16 protein-coding genes are annotated in these 15,642 nt (G+C 30.8%); 4 read left to right on the top strand and 12 right to left on the bottom strand.

The genetic code is table 11. The features are described 5' to 3' along the window. Nucleotides 1-48: 48 nt before the first annotated feature. Together SAR11_RS02000 and SAR11_RS01995 are read right to left on the bottom strand one after the other, a co-directional pair. Nucleotides 49-465, bottom strand: coding sequence for a rubrerythrin family protein (locus SAR11_RS02000; protein WP_006997509.1), 417 nt, complete (start codon nucleotides 463-465; stop codon nucleotides 49-51). A 104-nt stretch (nucleotides 466-569) separates the two neighbouring features. Then, on the bottom strand, nucleotides 570-998 hold the full coding sequence (locus SAR11_RS01995) for a Fur family transcriptional regulator (protein WP_006997510.1): 429 nt from the start codon (nucleotides 996-998) through the stop codon (nucleotides 570-572). A gap of 73 nt (nucleotides 999-1,071) precedes the next feature. Here SAR11_RS01995 and fabA point away from each other — a divergent pair, with 73 nt between their 5' ends. From fabA to SAR11_RS01975, 4 genes are all read left to right on the top strand, one after another. Continuing rightward, the gene (fabA, locus tag SAR11_RS01990) at nucleotides 1,072-1,572 is read left to right on the top strand and encodes a bifunctional 3-hydroxydecanoyl-ACP dehydratase/trans-2-decenoyl-ACP isomerase (RefSeq protein WP_011281681.1); all 501 of its coding nucleotides are present in this window, start codon (nucleotides 1,072-1,074) and stop codon (nucleotides 1,570-1,572) included. Next, nucleotides 1,572-2,783, top strand: a complete 1,212-nt coding sequence (fabB, locus tag SAR11_RS01985; RefSeq protein WP_011281680.1) for a beta-ketoacyl-ACP synthase I — start codon at nucleotides 1,572-1,574, stop codon at nucleotides 2,781-2,783. Before fabA ends, fabB begins: the two co-directional genes overlap by 1 nt. Next, nucleotides 2,784-3,569: an enoyl-ACP reductase FabI gene (locus tag SAR11_RS01980; protein ID WP_006997513.1), complete on the top strand. Its 786-nt coding sequence runs from the start codon at nucleotides 2,784-2,786 to the stop codon at nucleotides 3,567-3,569. A 93-nt stretch (nucleotides 3,570-3,662) separates the two neighbouring features. Then, nucleotides 3,663-4,055, top strand: coding sequence for a cupin domain-containing protein (locus SAR11_RS01975; protein ID WP_011281678.1), 393 nt, complete (start codon nucleotides 3,663-3,665; stop codon nucleotides 4,053-4,055). Between the two features lie 62 nt (nucleotides 4,056-4,117). On the opposite strand, the gene SAR11_RS01970 is transcribed toward SAR11_RS01975, so the two are convergent. The 10 genes from SAR11_RS01970 to SAR11_RS01925 all read right to left on the bottom strand — a co-directional run bounded on the left by SAR11_RS01970 (nucleotide 4,118) and on the right by SAR11_RS01925 (nucleotide 15,642). Continuing rightward, complete coding sequence (locus SAR11_RS01970; RefSeq protein WP_011281677.1) at nucleotides 4,118-4,813, bottom strand: FkbM family methyltransferase; 696 nt, start codon at nucleotides 4,811-4,813, stop codon at nucleotides 4,118-4,120. Nucleotides 4,814-4,887: 74 nt separating this feature from the next. Continuing rightward, nucleotides 4,888-6,960, bottom strand: a complete 2,073-nt coding sequence (gene pnp, locus SAR11_RS01965) for a polyribonucleotide nucleotidyltransferase (RefSeq protein WP_011281676.1) — start codon at nucleotides 6,958-6,960, stop codon at nucleotides 4,888-4,890. 21 nt (nucleotides 6,961-6,981) lie between these two features. After that, the gene (gene rpsO / locus SAR11_RS01960; RefSeq protein ID WP_006997516.1) at nucleotides 6,982-7,230 is read right to left on the bottom strand and encodes a 30S ribosomal protein S15; all 249 of its coding nucleotides are present in this window, start codon (nucleotides 7,228-7,230) and stop codon (nucleotides 6,982-6,984) included. Nucleotides 7,231-7,243: 13 nt separating this feature from the next. Next, nucleotides 7,244-7,612, bottom strand: coding sequence for a 30S ribosome-binding factor RbfA (rbfA, locus tag SAR11_RS01955; RefSeq protein ID WP_011281675.1), 369 nt, complete (start codon nucleotides 7,610-7,612; stop codon nucleotides 7,244-7,246). Continuing rightward, nucleotides 7,612-9,816 (bottom strand): translation initiation factor IF-2, encoded by a 2,205-nt coding sequence (gene infB / locus SAR11_RS01950; RefSeq protein WP_011281674.1) that lies wholly within the window; start codon nucleotides 9,814-9,816, stop codon nucleotides 7,612-7,614. Before infB ends, rbfA begins: the two co-directional genes overlap by 1 nt. Nucleotides 9,817-9,826: 10 nt before the next feature. Further along, the gene (gene nusA / locus SAR11_RS01945) at nucleotides 9,827-11,380 is read right to left on the bottom strand and encodes a transcription termination factor NusA (RefSeq protein ID WP_011281673.1); all 1,554 of its coding nucleotides are present in this window, start codon (nucleotides 11,378-11,380) and stop codon (nucleotides 9,827-9,829) included. A gap of 98 nt (nucleotides 11,381-11,478) precedes the next feature. Further along, the gene (metK, locus tag SAR11_RS01940; protein ID WP_006997520.1) at nucleotides 11,479-12,648 is read right to left on the bottom strand and encodes a methionine adenosyltransferase; all 1,170 of its coding nucleotides are present in this window, start codon (nucleotides 12,646-12,648) and stop codon (nucleotides 11,479-11,481) included. Next, nucleotides 12,641-14,185: an apolipoprotein N-acyltransferase gene (gene lnt / locus SAR11_RS01935; RefSeq protein WP_011281672.1), complete on the bottom strand. Its 1,545-nt coding sequence runs from the start codon at nucleotides 14,183-14,185 to the stop codon at nucleotides 12,641-12,643. The genes metK and lnt overlap by 8 nt, the downstream gene beginning before the upstream one ends. 1 nt (nucleotide 14,186) lies before the next feature. After that, entirely contained in the window at nucleotides 14,187-14,648 is a 462-nt protein-coding gene (ybeY, locus tag SAR11_RS01930; protein WP_011281671.1) for an rRNA maturation RNase YbeY, read from the bottom strand. Beyond that, nucleotides 14,641-15,642: a PhoH family protein gene (locus tag SAR11_RS01925; protein WP_011281670.1), complete on the bottom strand. Its 1,002-nt coding sequence runs from the start codon at nucleotides 15,640-15,642 to the stop codon at nucleotides 14,641-14,643. Before SAR11_RS01925 ends, ybeY begins: the two co-directional genes overlap by 8 nt.

The raw sequence follows: 15,642 nt of genomic DNA, 5'->3' as shown, positions 1-15,642 counted from the left end.
TTTAGGATTTAATGGTGGGGGAAAACCCCACCATAAATTAAGTTTTATTTACGCAATAGATTCTAATGTTTTTTGGAATTTACCTGCGTGTGATTTTTCAGCTTTTGCTAAAGTTTCAAACCAATCAGCTATTTCTGGAAAACCTTCTTCTCTAGCTGTTTTTGCCATACCTGGGTACATGTCTGTATATTCATGAGTTTCACCTTGTACTGCTGAAGCTAAATTTGCTTTAGTCTCACCAATTGGTAGTCCCGTTGCTGGATCTCCAACTTCTTCAAGATACTCAAGGTGTCCATGTGCATGACCTGTTTCACCTTCAGCTGTAGATCTAAATACAGATGCTACATCGTTATAGCCTTCGATATCTGCTTTTTGAGCAAAATATAAATAACGTCTGTTTGCTTGGCTCTCGCCTGCAAATGCATCCTTTAAGTTTTCTTCTGTTTTACTTCCTTTTAATGACATATTTTTCTCCTTAATGATTATGGTGTACATATAATCATTCTAAACTGTAAGTCAACAGTTTAGAATTATTTTAATGTAATTATTAAATTATTGAAATTATTGAATTATTTTTGAGTTTGATTATCAGTTGCAACTTTAATCAATACTTCTACTGATTTTATTTTTTTTCCTGTGATATTTCTTTTTATATTCACTGAATCAATTTCTTCGTTGCTACAATCAATCAACTCATTTGTATCTTCGTCAAAAAAGTGATGGTGTTCAGTTACGTTAGTGTCAAAATAACTTTTATCACTATTAATTGAAATTTCTTTTAAGTATCCTTTTTTCTTAAATGCATGAATTGTATTATAAACTGTTGCTAGGGAAATTTTTTCACTCAACTTTTCTTCAATAATTTTGGTCAAATCATTTATCGTAAAATGAAAAGTTTTTTCAGGTGAAAACAATACTTCACAGATTTTTAACCTTTGTCTAGTTGGTCTTAAGCCAGATTCTCTCAGTTTTTCTTTGTATATATTAATATTATTCATTATTGTTTATAATAATTCTAAACTATTTCTATATTATAATCATCATAAATCAAGTATTAAGGGACTGAAATTTATGAAAAAAAACTCATTCACATATGATGAGCTAATAAGCTGCGGAAATGGCGAACTTTTTGGCCCAGGTAATGCAAAATTACCGCTTCCACCAATGCTCATGTTTGATAGAATAACTGAAATCAACGAGGACAATGGTGCTTTTAGCAAAGGCTCTTTAAAAGCGGAGCTTGATATCAAAAAAGACCTTTGGTTTTTTGATTGTCACTTTAAAGGAGACCCTGTTATGCCAGGTTGTCTTGGCTTGGATGCTATGTGGCAGTTAGTTGGTTTTTATCTTGGTTGGCTTGGCAATCCAGGCAAAGGGAGAGCTTTAGGCGTGAGTACAGTAAAATTCACTGGTGAAGTTTTACAAAATGTTAAAAATGTAAGATATGAAATTGATATGAAAAAAATTATGGCACCAGGTGGAACAACGGTTGGTTTGGCAAATGGTTTAGTATTTGCCGATGACAAGAAAATATATTCAGCAGAAAGTTTAAAAGTGGGGTTATTTAAATAATGAGAAGAGTAGTAGTTACAGGTTTGGGAGTTGTTTCTTGTTTGGGGAATAATCAAGAAGAAGTTTATCAATCTCTTTTAAATTCAAAATCTGGAATATCTTTTTGCGAGGAATATAAAGAGCATAATTTAAGAAGCCACATTCATGGCAAACCAAATATTAAACTTGAAGATCATGTCGATAGAAAAACTATCAGATTTATGGGCTCTGGATCTGCATATAATTACATTGCAATGAAAGAAGCTATTAAGGATTCAGGATTAGAGGATAAAGATATAAGTAATTTTAAAACTGGAATAGTTATGGGTTCTGGGGGTCCTTCAATAGAGAATGTTGTTTTATCAGTTGATAAGACTAGAGCCAAAACTCCAAAGTTAATGGGACCATTTATTGTTCCAAGAACTATGGCTAGTACATCTTCAGCAACTCTTGCTGTACCTTTTAAAATTAAAGGAGTTAATTATACGATGAGTTCTGCGTGTGCAACTAGCGGACACTGTATCGGTCATGCAAGTGAATTAATTCAAATGGGTAAACAAGACGTTGTGTTTGCAGGTGGTAGTGAAGAATTACACTGGGCAATGACTGCAATGTTTGATGCGATGACTGCATTATCTTCTAAATACAATGATGCGCCTGAAACTGCTTCTAGAGCTTATGATAAGACTAGAGATGGCTTTGTAATAGCAGGTGGTGGTGGAGTTTTGGTGCTTGAGGAATACGAGCATGCAAAAGCAAGAGGTGCAAACATATATGCTGAATTAACAGGCTATGGAGCGACTTCTGACGGGTATGATATGGTAGCCCCATCTGGTGAAGGTGCTGTTAGATGTATGAAAATGGCTTTAGCAACTGCTAAAAATAAAATGGACTACTTAAACACTCACGGAACTTCAACTCCTGTTGGAGATATAACAGAACTTAGAGGTGTTGGAGAAGCATTTGGTGCTGAGGTACCAAAAATAAGCTCTACTAAATCCCTTTCTGGTCATCCACTAGGTGCTGCTTCTGTTCATGAAGCAATTTATAGTTTAATCATGATGAAAAATAATTTTATCACAGCTTCAGCTAACATCACTGACATGGATGATGAAGCAAAAAAATTCCCAATCGTTACTAAAACTGAAACAGATGTTAAATTAAACTCTGTTATGTCTAACAGCTTTGGTTTTGGTGGAACAAATGCAACTTTAATTTTTGAAAAGGTTTAAATGAGTTTAATGAAAGGCAAAAGAGGATTAATCATGGGCGTTGCCAATGAAAGGTCTATCGCTTGGGGTATTTCGCAGAAACTTGCAGAAGCTGGAGCTGAACTTGCATTCACTTATCTTGGTGATGCGTTAAAGAAAAGAGTAATCCCTTTAGCAGAAAAATTAAATTCAAAAGCTACATTTAGTTGTGATGTTGAGAATAAAGAAGAAGTAATAAAACTTTTTGAAGATATTAAATCTGAATGGGGACAAATAGATTTTGTGGTTCACGCAGTTGCATTTTCAGATAAATCAGAATTATCAGGTGAGTATTTAAACACTACTAGAGAAAACTTTTTAAGAAGTATGTTAATCTCATGTTTTTCATTTACAGAAGTTGCAAAAGAAGCATCTAAAATAATGAAAGAAGGTGGAAGCATGTTAACCTTAACTTACGAATCTACTAAAGCTATTCCAAATTATAACGTAATGGGTGTTTGTAAATCAGCTCTTGAGGCAAGTGTTAAGTACCTTGCAAGAGATTTAGGTGCTAAAGGCATGAGAGTGAATGCTATAAGTGCTGGACCCATTAAGACTTTAGCAGCTTCTGCTATTGGAGATGCAAAATTCTTATACAAGTGGAACGAAGATCATTCTTTCCTTAAAAGAAACGTAGATATTCATGATGTTGGAAATTCAGCATTATATCTATTAAGCGACCTTGCAAATGGTGTTACTGGTGAAATTCATTACGTAGATGCTGGATATAACAAGGTTGGAATGCCAGATCCTAAAAATATTACCTAAAATATAGTTAAATTTAGTTAAAAAAATTTGGAAGAATTTTTTAGACTTAATAATTTATATTTAAAAAAAATAAGACATAAGCTAAGATTTTGAATGATTTTTGTAAAAAATCTTGCTTCTGTTTTGAGTCAAGAATGGTCATCAACTGAAAAGTATCCTGGAGTAAGGTGGAAATTTTTAATTGATGCAGATTTTGATGGTAGTTCTGGTTTATCCCTTGGTTTTGCTGAAATAGCGCCTGGTGGAGATTTAACACTTCATTATCACTCACCAGCAGAAATATATGTGGTTACCAATGGTAAAGGAATTTTAAATAAATCAGGTAAACTTGAAACAATTAAAAAGGGCGATGTAGTTTATATAGCTGGAAATGCTGAACATGCCTTGAAAAATAATGGAAAAGAAACCCTTGAATTTTATTGGATTTTTCCGACAGATCGTTTTTCAGAAGTAGAATACTTTCCAGCAAAACAAAAGAGTGGCTAAAGGTTTTTTCAATTAAAGACATATAAAAAAACCTCTTAACTTAAATAGAGTGTTTATATTTTTTATATAATTTTTTTGAAAATAAAATTATCAGCTAAATTTGTAACTAATTTATATTTTTTGTTAAATAAAAATTTATAAATTTCATGTTTTTTGATATTAAACTCTTCTATTTGATCTTGCCAAATTTCAATACAAATTAATTTTGGTTTATATTTTTTAAAATCTAAAGATTTTAGTACTTCATAATCTGCTCCTTCTGCATCAATACTTAAAAAGTCTATCTGCTTATCCTTATAAATTGTTTTATCTAAAATTTTTGTTAAAGGCTTTGAAGAAACCTTTTCTTTATATTTAAATTTTGAGCTACCTTTTTTTTGAATAATACTCGCACTTAAAAATAAATTTTTGTTTGTATAATAGTCTATTATTTTATTTTTAGTTGAAACAGCAGAATGAATATTAACATCTTCTTTTCTTGATACATCGAATAAATCTATGGATAGTTTGCTCATATCTATATTTACACCTCTCCATCCATGTTTGTATAAAAGAAATGTATTATTAATTCTAGATGGATGATGACAGCCCACATCTACGTACAAACCCTTTTTTTTGTTTTTGAAATACTTTAATACAAAGATGTCTTCTTTGCTTTGAGAATAAAATTTTCTTTTTTTGTAAATTTTATTCTTAATATATAAATTTTGTAATATGTATAATTTTTTGTATATATCTTTTAAGTAGTTAAAAATCATTTAAGTTTTTTAGTAATTTTTAAATAAAAACCCCCAGAACTTTCATTCCAGAGGTTTAGAATTTTAATTTAAAATTATTCAGCAGCTTGTTTCATAGAAAGTTTAACTTTACCTCTATCGAAACCAATCACTTTAACTTTTACTTCATCACCTTCTTTAACAATATCAGTAACTTTTTCTACTCTTTTAGTAGCAAGTTCTGAAATGTGAACAAGACCATCTTGTTTACCTAAGAAATTTACAAATGCACCAAACTCCATAATCTTCATTACTTTACCTGAGTAAATTTTATTTAGTTCAGCTTTTGCTGTGATGTCTTTGATCATTTGCATAGCAATGTTTCTGGACTCTTCGTCCGGAGCAGCAACAGTTACCACACCTTCATCGTTCACATCTAGTTTAGCACCTGATTTTTCAACAATTTCTCTAATCGTTGCTCCACCTTTTCCAATTACAGCTGCAATATCTTTTTTATCAACAGTAATTTGTTCCATTTTTGGAGTGTGTTCACCAACATCAGCTCTTGATTCACTTAAAGCTTTATTCATTTCACCTAAGATATGAATTCTTCCTTCTTTTGCTTGTTTTAAAGCCTGCTCCATGATTTCAAATGTGATACCTGTAATTTTAATATCCATTTGAAGCGAAGTAATTCCATCTTTAGTTCCAGCAACTTTAAAGTCCATATCTCCAAGGTGATCTTCATCACCTAAAATATCTGACAAGACACTAAAATCATCGCCTTCTTTAATTAACCCCATTGCAATACCTGCAACTGGCTCTTTAATTGGCACTCCAGCATCCATAAGTGCAAGAGATGCACCACAAACACTCGCCATTGATGAAGAACCATTGGATTCTGTAATTTCTGATACTATTCTGAAAGTATATGGAAACTCTTCCTTTGGAGGTAATGAAGAGTTAATTGCTCTCCATGCTAATTTTCCATGACCAACTTCACGTCTTCCAGTTCCAATTCTTCCAGTTTCACCAACTGAGAAAGGAGGGAAGTTGTAATGAAGCATAAATCTTTCTCTATGCTGTCCATCTAAACTTTCCAATCTTTGTTCGTCATCAGATGTACCTAAAGTAGTAACTACAATCGCTTGTGTTTCGCCTCTAGTAAATAGAGCTGATCCGTGAGTTCTTGGTAAAACACCAACTTCACACTCAATAGCTCTTACATCAGCCAAGCCTCTGCCATCAATTCTTTTTTTATTTTTAAGAATATCAGTTCTAACAATTTTCTTTTCAAGATTTTTTAATTCATCATTAACATTGAAATCAGAGTAATTTTCATCATCTGCAAAAAGTTGTTTTGCTTTATCAGAAATTTCTGAAATTTGATTTGATCGATCTTGTTTGTCTATTGTTGCAAAAGCTTTAGTTAAATCTTCTGTAAAGTTTTCTTCAAGTTTTTTCTTAACTTCTGATAAATCTTTTTTCTCAACAGTCCATTCTGGTTTTCTGCATTCTTTTGCAAGTTCCTCGATCATTTCGATTACTGGAACAAAACCTTCGTGACCAAACTTAACTGCATCTAACATTACTTCTTCTGTTAAACCTGACGTTTCTGACTCAACCATCAGCACAGCATCTTTAGTACCAGCTACAACTAAATCTAAAGTAGAGTTTTCTAACTCAGCTTTTGATGGGTTTAATATGTATTTTCCATCAACTAAACCAACTCTTGAAGCACCTACAGGCCCCATAAATGGCATTCCTGAAATGGCTAATGCAGCTGATGAAGCTGTAATTGCTAAAATATCTGGTTGATTGTCTTTATCATATGAGATTACAGTTGGTAATAACTGAACTTCATTTTTGAATTCACTTGGAAACAAAGGTCTGATGGGTCTATCAATTAATCTTGAAATCAATTGTTCACTTTCAGTTGGTCTTGCTTCTCTTTTAAAGTATCCACCAGGAATTTTACCACCTGCATAATATTTTTCTTGGTAATTTACAGACAGAGGAAAATAATCCATATCTGGATTTACTTTTTTGGCTCCTACTACTGTTGCTAAAATAACTGTTTCACCACATGAAGCAATGATTGCTCCGTCTGCTTGTCTTGCTACTTTACCTGTTTCTAAACTTATCTTCTTACCTGCTACTTCAATTTCCTTCTTGTATACTTTGAACATCTATTTTCCGTTTCCTTCTGTCTATTTTCTTAAATTTAATTGAGTTAATACATTTTTGTAAGAATCAAATTTATTTTTCTTTAAATATTCTAACAATTTTTTTCTTCTATTTACTGCTCTTAATAATCCAACCGAAGAGTGTTTATCTTTTTTGAATTGTTTAATGTGTGCTGAAAGAGTTTCAATTTTTCCTGTTAATAATGCAATTTGTACTTCTGAAGAACCAGTGTCCTTCTCGTGCATTTTTAATTCTTCTGCTTTTTTCGTCATACTATTTATTTTCCTATTTATTTGTTTGTTTTATTAAGTTTTCTATTTTTTCTGCGTACTCAAATGAGTCGTCTTTAGCAAAAAGTATTTTTGGTAAATATTTCATAATTATTTTTTTAGATAAAGCTTTTCTAATTAAGAAAGAACATTCTTTTAATTTTTTAATAACTAACTCCGAATCTTTACCACCTAATGGTAATACGTAAGCTTTTGCAATTTTAAGGTCTTGACTCATTTTTACTTCAGTAACCGTTATAGTATTAGTTTCTAAATTTGGGACCTTAGCTTCATTTCTGGCAAAAATCATGCCTAAAGATTGCCTAATCATCTCTCCAACACGCAATTGTCTCTGTGATACTGGTTTTCCTATTCTATCAGCCATTATACTGTTCTATCCGTTGTAGTCGTACTAAAGGCCTCTATTGTATCGTTTTTCTGGAAATCGATAAAGTCCTTAAGCGTTATTCCACACTCTTGGCCATTACTAACCTGTTTTGCCTGATCTTTTTCTCTAAAAATAGTACTTATTTTACCCGTATAAATAATTGCTCCATCTCTTACTACCCTAGCACTTGCGCCACTAGTTATTTCACCTTCAGTTACTTTTGAGCCTGCAACTTTTCCTGTACCTGAAACTTTGAAAATTTCTAAAATTTGAGCTGTACCAATAATTTTTTCCTGAACATCTGGAGCAAGAAGTCCTGACATTCTTAATTTAATATAATCCAAAACTTCATAAATAATATTATAAGAAGAGATTACAATTTTTTCATTTTCTGCTAATTTTTTTGCTTCCTTACTTGGTTTAACATTAAATGCAATTAGTGCAGCGTTAGATGCTTTTGCTAAAGTTACATCTGTTTCTGTTACCATTCCAATATCAGATAAAATTATTTTAGGTTTTACTTCATCATGGGTAATTTGATTAATCGCACTTTTGATTGCCTCTGCAGATCCATGAACATCTGATTTTACGATAATATTTAATTCTGCAGCTGACTTATCAGCAAAAGCCGAGTCTTGAGTAGCAAAAGTTAAAGGACTTCCACCAGTTTTGCTTTCTTCTGCTCTATTCTGACTTAATGTTTTTGCCTCTTTTTCTGAATCTAGTACAATAAAATCATCTCCAGATTTAGCCGCTCCATTAATTCCAAGAATTTCAACTGGCATTGATGGTGGTGCTTCATTAACATTTTCTCCTTTATCATTAATTAAAGCTCTTACTTTTCCCCATTTTAATCCACTAACAAAGAAATCACCTTTTTTAATTGTTCCAGATGTAACTACAACTGTTGCAACAGCTCCTCTGCCAATATCAATTTTAGATTCTAAAACAATTCCTGTAGCTTTAGATTCAAAGTCAGTTTTTAAGTCTAAAATTTCTGCTTGTAGAACAATCGACTCTACTAACTTATCTAAATTTTTTTTATTTTTTGCAGAAATTTCAACCATTAAAGTATCTCCCGATAGATCTTCTGCAATAAGTTCGTATTCTAAAAGTTGGTTCTTTATTTTTTGTGGATCTGCCTCAGGTAGATCACACTTGTTAATTGCTACAACTATTGGAACGTTCGCAGCTTTTGCGTGTTTTATAGATTCTATTGTTTGAGGTTTAACACCATCATCTGCAGCAACTACTAATACTACAACGTCTGTTAATTTTGATCCTCTAGCTCTCATTTCTGTAAATGCAGCATGACCTGGTGTATCAATAAAAGTCAGTTTATTAGATTCGTGTTGTATTTGGTAAGCTCCAATGTGTTGTGTTATTCCACCAAATTCACCAGAGACAACATTCGCACTTCTTAAAACATCCAATACCGAGGTCTTTCCATGATCCACGTGGCCCATCACAGTTACGATTGGTGGTCTATTCTTTAAATTTTCAGATCTAGACTCTTTTATTTTTTGAATAATTTCTTCTGCTTTTGTTTCTCTAATCGGATTGTGACCAAATTCTTTTACTAAGTATTCGGCAGTATCTGCTGCTAATGTTTGATTGATAGTAACCGTAACACCCATTCCAAATAAATGTTTAATTACATTGCTTGATTGCTCAGCCATTCTGTTAGATAGTTCTCTCACTGTTATTGCTTCAGGAATATTTACATCTCTTTTTACAGGCTTTAAACTTTCTTGAATTTCTTCTTTAGTTAGTTCTCTATTTTCTTTTAATTTTGCTCTTTTAAGCGAAGCCATACTTCTTGATCTTGCTTCGATCTCATCACTTAATGCTCTTGATACTGTTAATTTTAATTCTCTTTTTTTAGTTTCAGGTTTACCTGTATCCCCTTTCAATCTTCTAGTTGCTCTTTGTTCAGCTAACTTACGTTTTTCATAATCATTAGTTATTGGAGAAGCCGGTTTAGGTACTGATGCGGTTCTTGGAGGGAAACTACTTGTTGTTGATACTGCTGGTTTTGACCTAACACTAGCAGGTCTAGTAAAGCTACTTCTAGGTGCGAATTTGCTGGGCTTTTTTTCAATTACAACGGAATTTTTACTTTGAGTTTTTGCTAACTCTATATTCTCTATCGATTTCTTGGCTATGCCAGACAGTGTTAATTTTGTTTTTTTGTTTTCCATATTTCATTACTCAATCTTTGTAAATTATGCTTCTTGCGGACATAATTAATTCATCTGCTTCTGTTTTTGATAAAGCAAAATCTTCAAGGTATCCTTGAATCTTAATTCTTTCACCTTTTACAACATCATAACCACCTGTTAATTCATCAGAGGCAAGGTCTGCAAAATCTTCTAATTTTAAAATCTTTTGTTCTCCTAAAGTAACTAACATTCCAGGAGTCAGTCCTTTGTGATTTATAAGATCATCTTGAAGTCCCAAATCTTTAATTCTTTGAGTAATATCTTCTTGATCTTTTTGGTAAAACTCTTTTGCTCTTTCAATCAAAGCCTTGGCAGTGTCTTCCTCTATACCTTCAATTTTCATTAAATTTTCTGGTGAACTATCTTTAATATCTGAGATTGAAGAAAAACCTTCAGCAACAAGTAATTGTCCTAATGTTTCATCCAGCTCTAAATTTTTAACAAAGTTTTCAGTTTTTTCTTTAAATTCAGATTGTCTTCTTTCTGAATCTTCTGCATCAGTCATTATATTAATTTCGTAATTTAATAATTTAGTAGCAAGTCTTACGTTTTGACCTCTACGACCAATTGCTTTACTTAAATTTTCTTCTGTTAAAATTACATCTAATTTTTTTGCAACACTATCAACGTTCACTCTTTGAACTTCAGCCGGTGACAATGCATTTGAAACTACTATTGCTGGATCTTCAGACCAATTAACAATATCAATTTTTTCACCTTGTAATTCGTTAACCACTGCTTGGACTCTTGATCCTCTCATTCCAACACAAGCTCCTACTGGATCTAATGAAGTATCAACTGCTTTAACACAGATTTTTGCTCTACTTCCAGGATCTCTTGCTGATGATTTAATTTCAATTAAACCATCATAAATTTCAGGAACCTCTTGAACAAATAATTTTTCCATAAATTTTGGATGTGCTCTTGATAAAAATATTTGTTGTCCTCTAGCTTCTCTTTTAACATCATAACAGTAAGCTTTAACTCTATCTCCAGCTTTAATGTTTTCTCTAGGGATCATTTCATTTTTTTGAATAATTGCTTCAGTTCTACCTAAATCAACTATCACATTTCCAAACTCTAGACGTTTAACAATTCCACTTAGAATTGAGTCTTTTTTATCTATAAAATCATTGTATTGTCTTTCACGTTCTGCTTCTCTTACATTAAAACTAATAACTTGTTTTGCTGTTTGTGCAGCTATTCTTCCAAAATCAAAAGAGGGAAGCGGTTGTAAAATTTCGTCACCAATTTTTTTATCTTTGTTTGCTTCATTTAAAATGATTGCATCTTGAAGATTAATTTCTGTATTTGTATTTTCTGGTTTTTCTACAACAATTAATTTTCTGAAAATTCCAATATCACCACTTTCTCTGTCTATTAAAACTTTAATTTCATTGTCCTGTCCAAATTTTGATTTGGCAGCTTTTGCAATTCCCGTTTCCATGGAATCTATAATTAATTCTTTATCTATAGACTTTTCCAAAGCAACTGCTTCAGCAATTCTTAATAATTCTAATTTATCTGATCTTCTATTTAACATAAGTTTATTAGCTCCAAAAAAAAATGGGCTAAAGCCCATTCTGTAATTTCAATAATGTAAGGGCAATATATAAAGATTTTTTTTTAATTCAATAGCAACTATTTAGAAAAAACGTCTTTTTTATCAGTTTTTTCCCATGAAAATGAGCCGTTAGCTTCAGGCACTCTTCCAAAATGACCATAAGCTGCTGTTTTTTCATAAATAGGTTTATTTAGGCCAAGCATTTCTCTTATACCTCTTGGGCTTAAATCAAAATTTTCTGAGATCTTTTCTGTTACAAATTTATTTTTTTCTAAATCATTATCAAATAAATCTACATAAATTGATAAAGGTTTAGAAACTCCAATTGCGTATGCTAATTGAATTAAACATTTTTCAGCAATGTTAGAAGCAACAATATTTTTAGCAATATATCTTGCTGCATAAGCAGCTGATCTATCAACTTTAGTTGGATCTTTACCGGAGAAAGCTCCTCCACCATGAGGTGCTGCTCCACCATAAGTATCTACAATAATTTTTCTACCTGTTAAGCCACAATCCCCATCTGGGCCACCAATTACAAAATTTCCGGTTGGGTTTATATATAATTCTTCTTCATTAAAATCTTTCAAAAACTTTTCTGGAATTGATTTTAATAAATAAGGTTTTAATAATTCTCTAACTTTAGCTTGATCTACATCTGCTGAGTGCTGTGAGGATATAACAACTGATTTTACTTTGGTTGGTTTTCCATCCACATACTCAAACGTGACTTGACTTTTTGAATCTGGCTCAATATTTTTTAATTTTCCAGATTTTCGATCCTCCGCCATTAATCTCAAAATCTTATGAGAATAATGAATTGGTGCTGGCATTAATTCTTCAGTTTCGTTACAAGCATAACCAAACATTATTCCTTGGTCACCCGCTCCCTCATCTTTATTACTTGATGAGTCCACACCCATGGCTATATCAGCAGATTGTGCATGAAGATGGCTTTCTATTTTTGTAGCTTCTCTCCAAGTAAAACCATCTTGATCGTACCCAATATCCTTGATGCATTCTCTTACTTTTTGAATAAGATCTTCTTCTTTGATGCTCGGTCCTCTTACTTCTCCAGCTAAAACAACTTTATTTGTAGTGGTTAAAGTTTCACATGCTACTCTTGAAAAAGGATCACCTGAAAGAAAGCTATCCACAACCATATCAGAAATACGATCTGACACTTTATCCGGATGTCCTTCAGAAACAGACTCGCTTGTAAATAAAAAATTTTTTAAATTACTCATCTATAATTTTCTTAAATGAAAAAATTAAAAAAATATATAATAAAATAAGTATAAAAAATATCTTATCCCCATAATTCATATAAGGTGTTGATTTAAGGATTTTACTCTCTTTAAAATCAACATATCCAATAGTGCCAAACTCAACTTTTTTTTCTATAATACCTATTGGATTAACAATGGCAGATATTCCATTGTTTGCTGATCTAATTACATATTTTCCACTTTCAATTGATCTAAAGATACTGTGTGCAAAATGTTGTTTTGGGCCAATAGAATTTCCAAACCACCCATCTTCTGAAATATTAATTATATAATCAAAGTTTTTGTCTTTAAATAATCTATTTGAATAAATAATTTCATAACAAATTAAGGGAAGTAATTTTAATTCTATCTTGTCATTTTTTATTAAAAGTGCTTTTTGGTTCTCACCTTTTGAAAAAGATTGGTAATCATTGGTTACTGTTTTAAGTCCTATTAAACTAAGTACTGATTCAAATGGAGTAAACTCTCCAAATGGCACTAAATTATTTTTGTTATAACTATGAATTAAATCCAATTTATTGTTAAAAATCGCCATTGAATTAAAAAATAAATTTTCATTATTTTTAGTTTTTACACTATTTAGACCCATGATAATTAAATCATCACTCGAAAAACTATTTGAAAATAATTCCTTATATATATCCATATCTCTTAAATAACTGTCTGGAATAATTCCTTCAGGCCATAAAAAAATCATTGGCTCTTTTTTTTCTGGACTACTCAAGGTAATTAGTTCTTGTATTATCTTTAATTCATCCTGCTTTGAATAAAATCGGTCTAAACTAATATTGGGTGATACGGCTCTTATTGTAAAATTATTTTTAATATCAGCTGTAGTATTAAATTGATTATATTTTAAATTGCCAAAAACTAAAAAACCTACAGAAATTATTATAAAGAAAAAACAGACAATAATTTCTTTTCTGGTTTTTCTTAAGATAAATACAGCTGGAACAGTAAACAAAGATATACAAATTAAATTGAAAGAATAAGTCCCAATTACTGAAAGAATTTGAATAAAATAAATACTTTCTGAAAAACTAAAAGCAATTAAATTCCATGGAAAACCAGTAAGAATGGACCCTCTAATAAATTCAATAGATCCAAATAAAATTGAAAAAATAAAAAATGTACTAACAACATCTCTAGAATAAAAAACAGAAAACAAATAAGTTATTAATCCATAAAATATTGCAAGAAAAGCAGGAAATAAAACTATAGCTATTGGTATTAAAAATTTAAAGCTTTCATCAAAAGTTAAGGAAATTGCAATCCAATATAAACTACATAAAAAATAACCAAAACCAAAAAACCATCCATATTTAAAGAAAGATTTATTATTTGGATTATTTTTTTTTTGTGTAAAAAGAAAAATAAAAAATAACGAAAAAGTAAAAAAATTAATTATAAAATAATTATAAGGTGGCAAGCTGTAAGAGCTGATAGCACCTAAAAAAAATACATATAATATGTTTAAAAAATTTTTTTTAAGCAAGTTAAGCAACTTTTGTTTTGATGAATTTATAAATTAAATCTTCTTCTTTAATCATTTTTTTAAAATCTTTTAGTTTTATATGATCGTGTCCTAATAAATGAAGAAATCCATGAATAAAAATTTTAACGACTTTTTGTTTAAACTCTAAAATGCTTATATTTTTTGGTTTATTCATAAACTCATAGCTAATTACTATATCACCAAGATAATTTGATTTTTTTGGGTTAAATTTTTTCTCAAATGGAAATGATAATACATCTGTAGGTTTATTTTTATTTCTAAAATCTTTATTAAGCTTTTTAATATTCTTATTATTTGAAAGTAAAATTGTTAGATTTATTTTTTTACCAATAAATTTATATTTTTTTGGAAAAAATTTTAGAATAGAATTAAAAAAAGTTTTATTTCTTTTGATTTTTTTGCTCCAGAGAGTGCACTCCGAAACTACATCAATTTTAATCATTTTCTTGGTCAGAGTACGCTTTTACAATCTTAGATACCAAAGGATGTCTCACCACATCTGAATGATCAAAATCTACAACAGAAATTTCTTTTAAGTGCCCAAGTAATTTCTTAGATCTACTTAGGCCTGACATGTTTTTATTTGGAAGATCTATTTGAGAAGGATCACCATTTATAACAATTTTAGAATTCTCACCTATACGTGTTAAAAACATCTTAATTTGAGTATCTGTTGCATTTTGGGCTTCATCTAAAATTGCAAAAGAATTCTTTAACGTTCTTCCTCTCATGAAAGCAAGTGGTGCTATTTCAATATCACCAATTTCAATCATTCTCTGTATTTTTTCGAAATCAAATAAATCATAGAGAGAATCATATAGAGGCCTTAAATAAGGATCTACTTTCTCCTTCATATCTCCTGGTAAAAAACCAAGTCTCTCACCAGCTTCTACTGCTGGTCTTGATAGAATAATTCTTTCAATTTTTTTATCAAGCAACATAGTTAATCCAACTGCTACTGCTAAAAAAGTTTTACCTGTCCCTGCAGGTCCTGCAGATATGACAATATCACTTTGTCTTAAAGCTCTAACATATTCTTTTTGTCTCTCTGATCTAGGGATAACAGATTTTTTTGGTGTTTTAATTATATCAGAAACATTTTGATTTTTTACTTTTTCTTCAATCATAAATTTATCTATAGATGAGATTATATCTTTTTTCTCAATACTGCCATTGTTAATAAATTGATTTGCAAGAAATTGAATAGCATTTTTTGTAATTTCATTTTGTTCTGGGGTTGATTTTATTAAAATAGAATTTCCCCTTGAATAAAGATTTGTATTAGTAATTTTTTCAAGTTCTTTTAAATTTTCATTAAACTCACCAACAACTCCCATTAATAAATCATTATCATGAAAGATAACGCTTAAAGAGTTATTATCAGAGTATACAAATTTTAATGTTGAATTAATTTTTTTTGAAACTGTATTATTCAA

Source organism: Candidatus Pelagibacter ubique HTCC1062 (assembly GCF_000012345.1).
Classification (GTDB): domain Bacteria; phylum Pseudomonadota; class Alphaproteobacteria; order Pelagibacterales; family Pelagibacteraceae; genus Pelagibacter; species Pelagibacter ubiqueversans.
The sequence above is the reverse complement of the archived record's forward strand: the minus strand, read 5'-3'. Positions and strand labels throughout refer to the sequence as shown.

Coding starts and splice junctions, on each gene's coding strand:
- SAR11_RS02000 (WP_006997509.1), bottom strand. CDS start 465: ATGTCATTAAAAGGAAGTAAAACAGAAGAAAACTTAAAGGATGCATTT.
- SAR11_RS01995 (WP_006997510.1), bottom strand. CDS start 998: ATGAATAATATTAATATATACAAAGAAAAACTGAGAGAATCTGGCTTA.
- fabA (WP_011281681.1), top strand. CDS start 1,072: ATGAAAAAAAACTCATTCACATATGATGAGCTAATAAGCTGCGGAAAT.
- fabB (WP_011281680.1), top strand. CDS start 1,572: ATGAGAAGAGTAGTAGTTACAGGTTTGGGAGTTGTTTCTTGTTTGGGG.
- SAR11_RS01980 (WP_006997513.1), top strand. CDS start 2,784: ATGAGTTTAATGAAAGGCAAAAGAGGATTAATCATGGGCGTTGCCAAT.
- SAR11_RS01975 (WP_011281678.1), top strand. CDS start 3,663: ATGATTTTTGTAAAAAATCTTGCTTCTGTTTTGAGTCAAGAATGGTCA.
- SAR11_RS01970 (WP_011281677.1), bottom strand. CDS start 4,813: ATGATTTTTAACTACTTAAAAGATATATACAAAAAATTATACATATTA.
- pnp (WP_011281676.1), bottom strand. CDS start 6,960: ATGTTCAAAGTATACAAGAAGGAAATTGAAGTAGCAGGTAAGAAGATA.
- rpsO (WP_006997516.1), bottom strand. CDS start 7,230: ATGACGAAAAAAGCAGAAGAATTAAAAATGCACGAGAAGGACACTGGT.
- rbfA (WP_011281675.1), bottom strand. CDS start 7,612: ATGGCTGATAGAATAGGAAAACCAGTATCACAGAGACAATTGCGTGTT.
- infB (WP_011281674.1), bottom strand. CDS start 9,816: ATGGAAAACAAAAAAACAAAATTAACACTGTCTGGCATAGCCAAGAAA.
- nusA (WP_011281673.1), bottom strand. CDS start 11,380: ATGTTAAATAGAAGATCAGATAAATTAGAATTATTAAGAATTGCTGAA.
- metK (WP_006997520.1), bottom strand. CDS start 12,648: ATGAGTAATTTAAAAAATTTTTTATTTACAAGCGAGTCTGTTTCTGAA.
- ybeY (WP_011281671.1), bottom strand. CDS start 14,648: ATGATTAAAATTGATGTAGTTTCGGAGTGCACTCTCTGGAGCAAAAAA.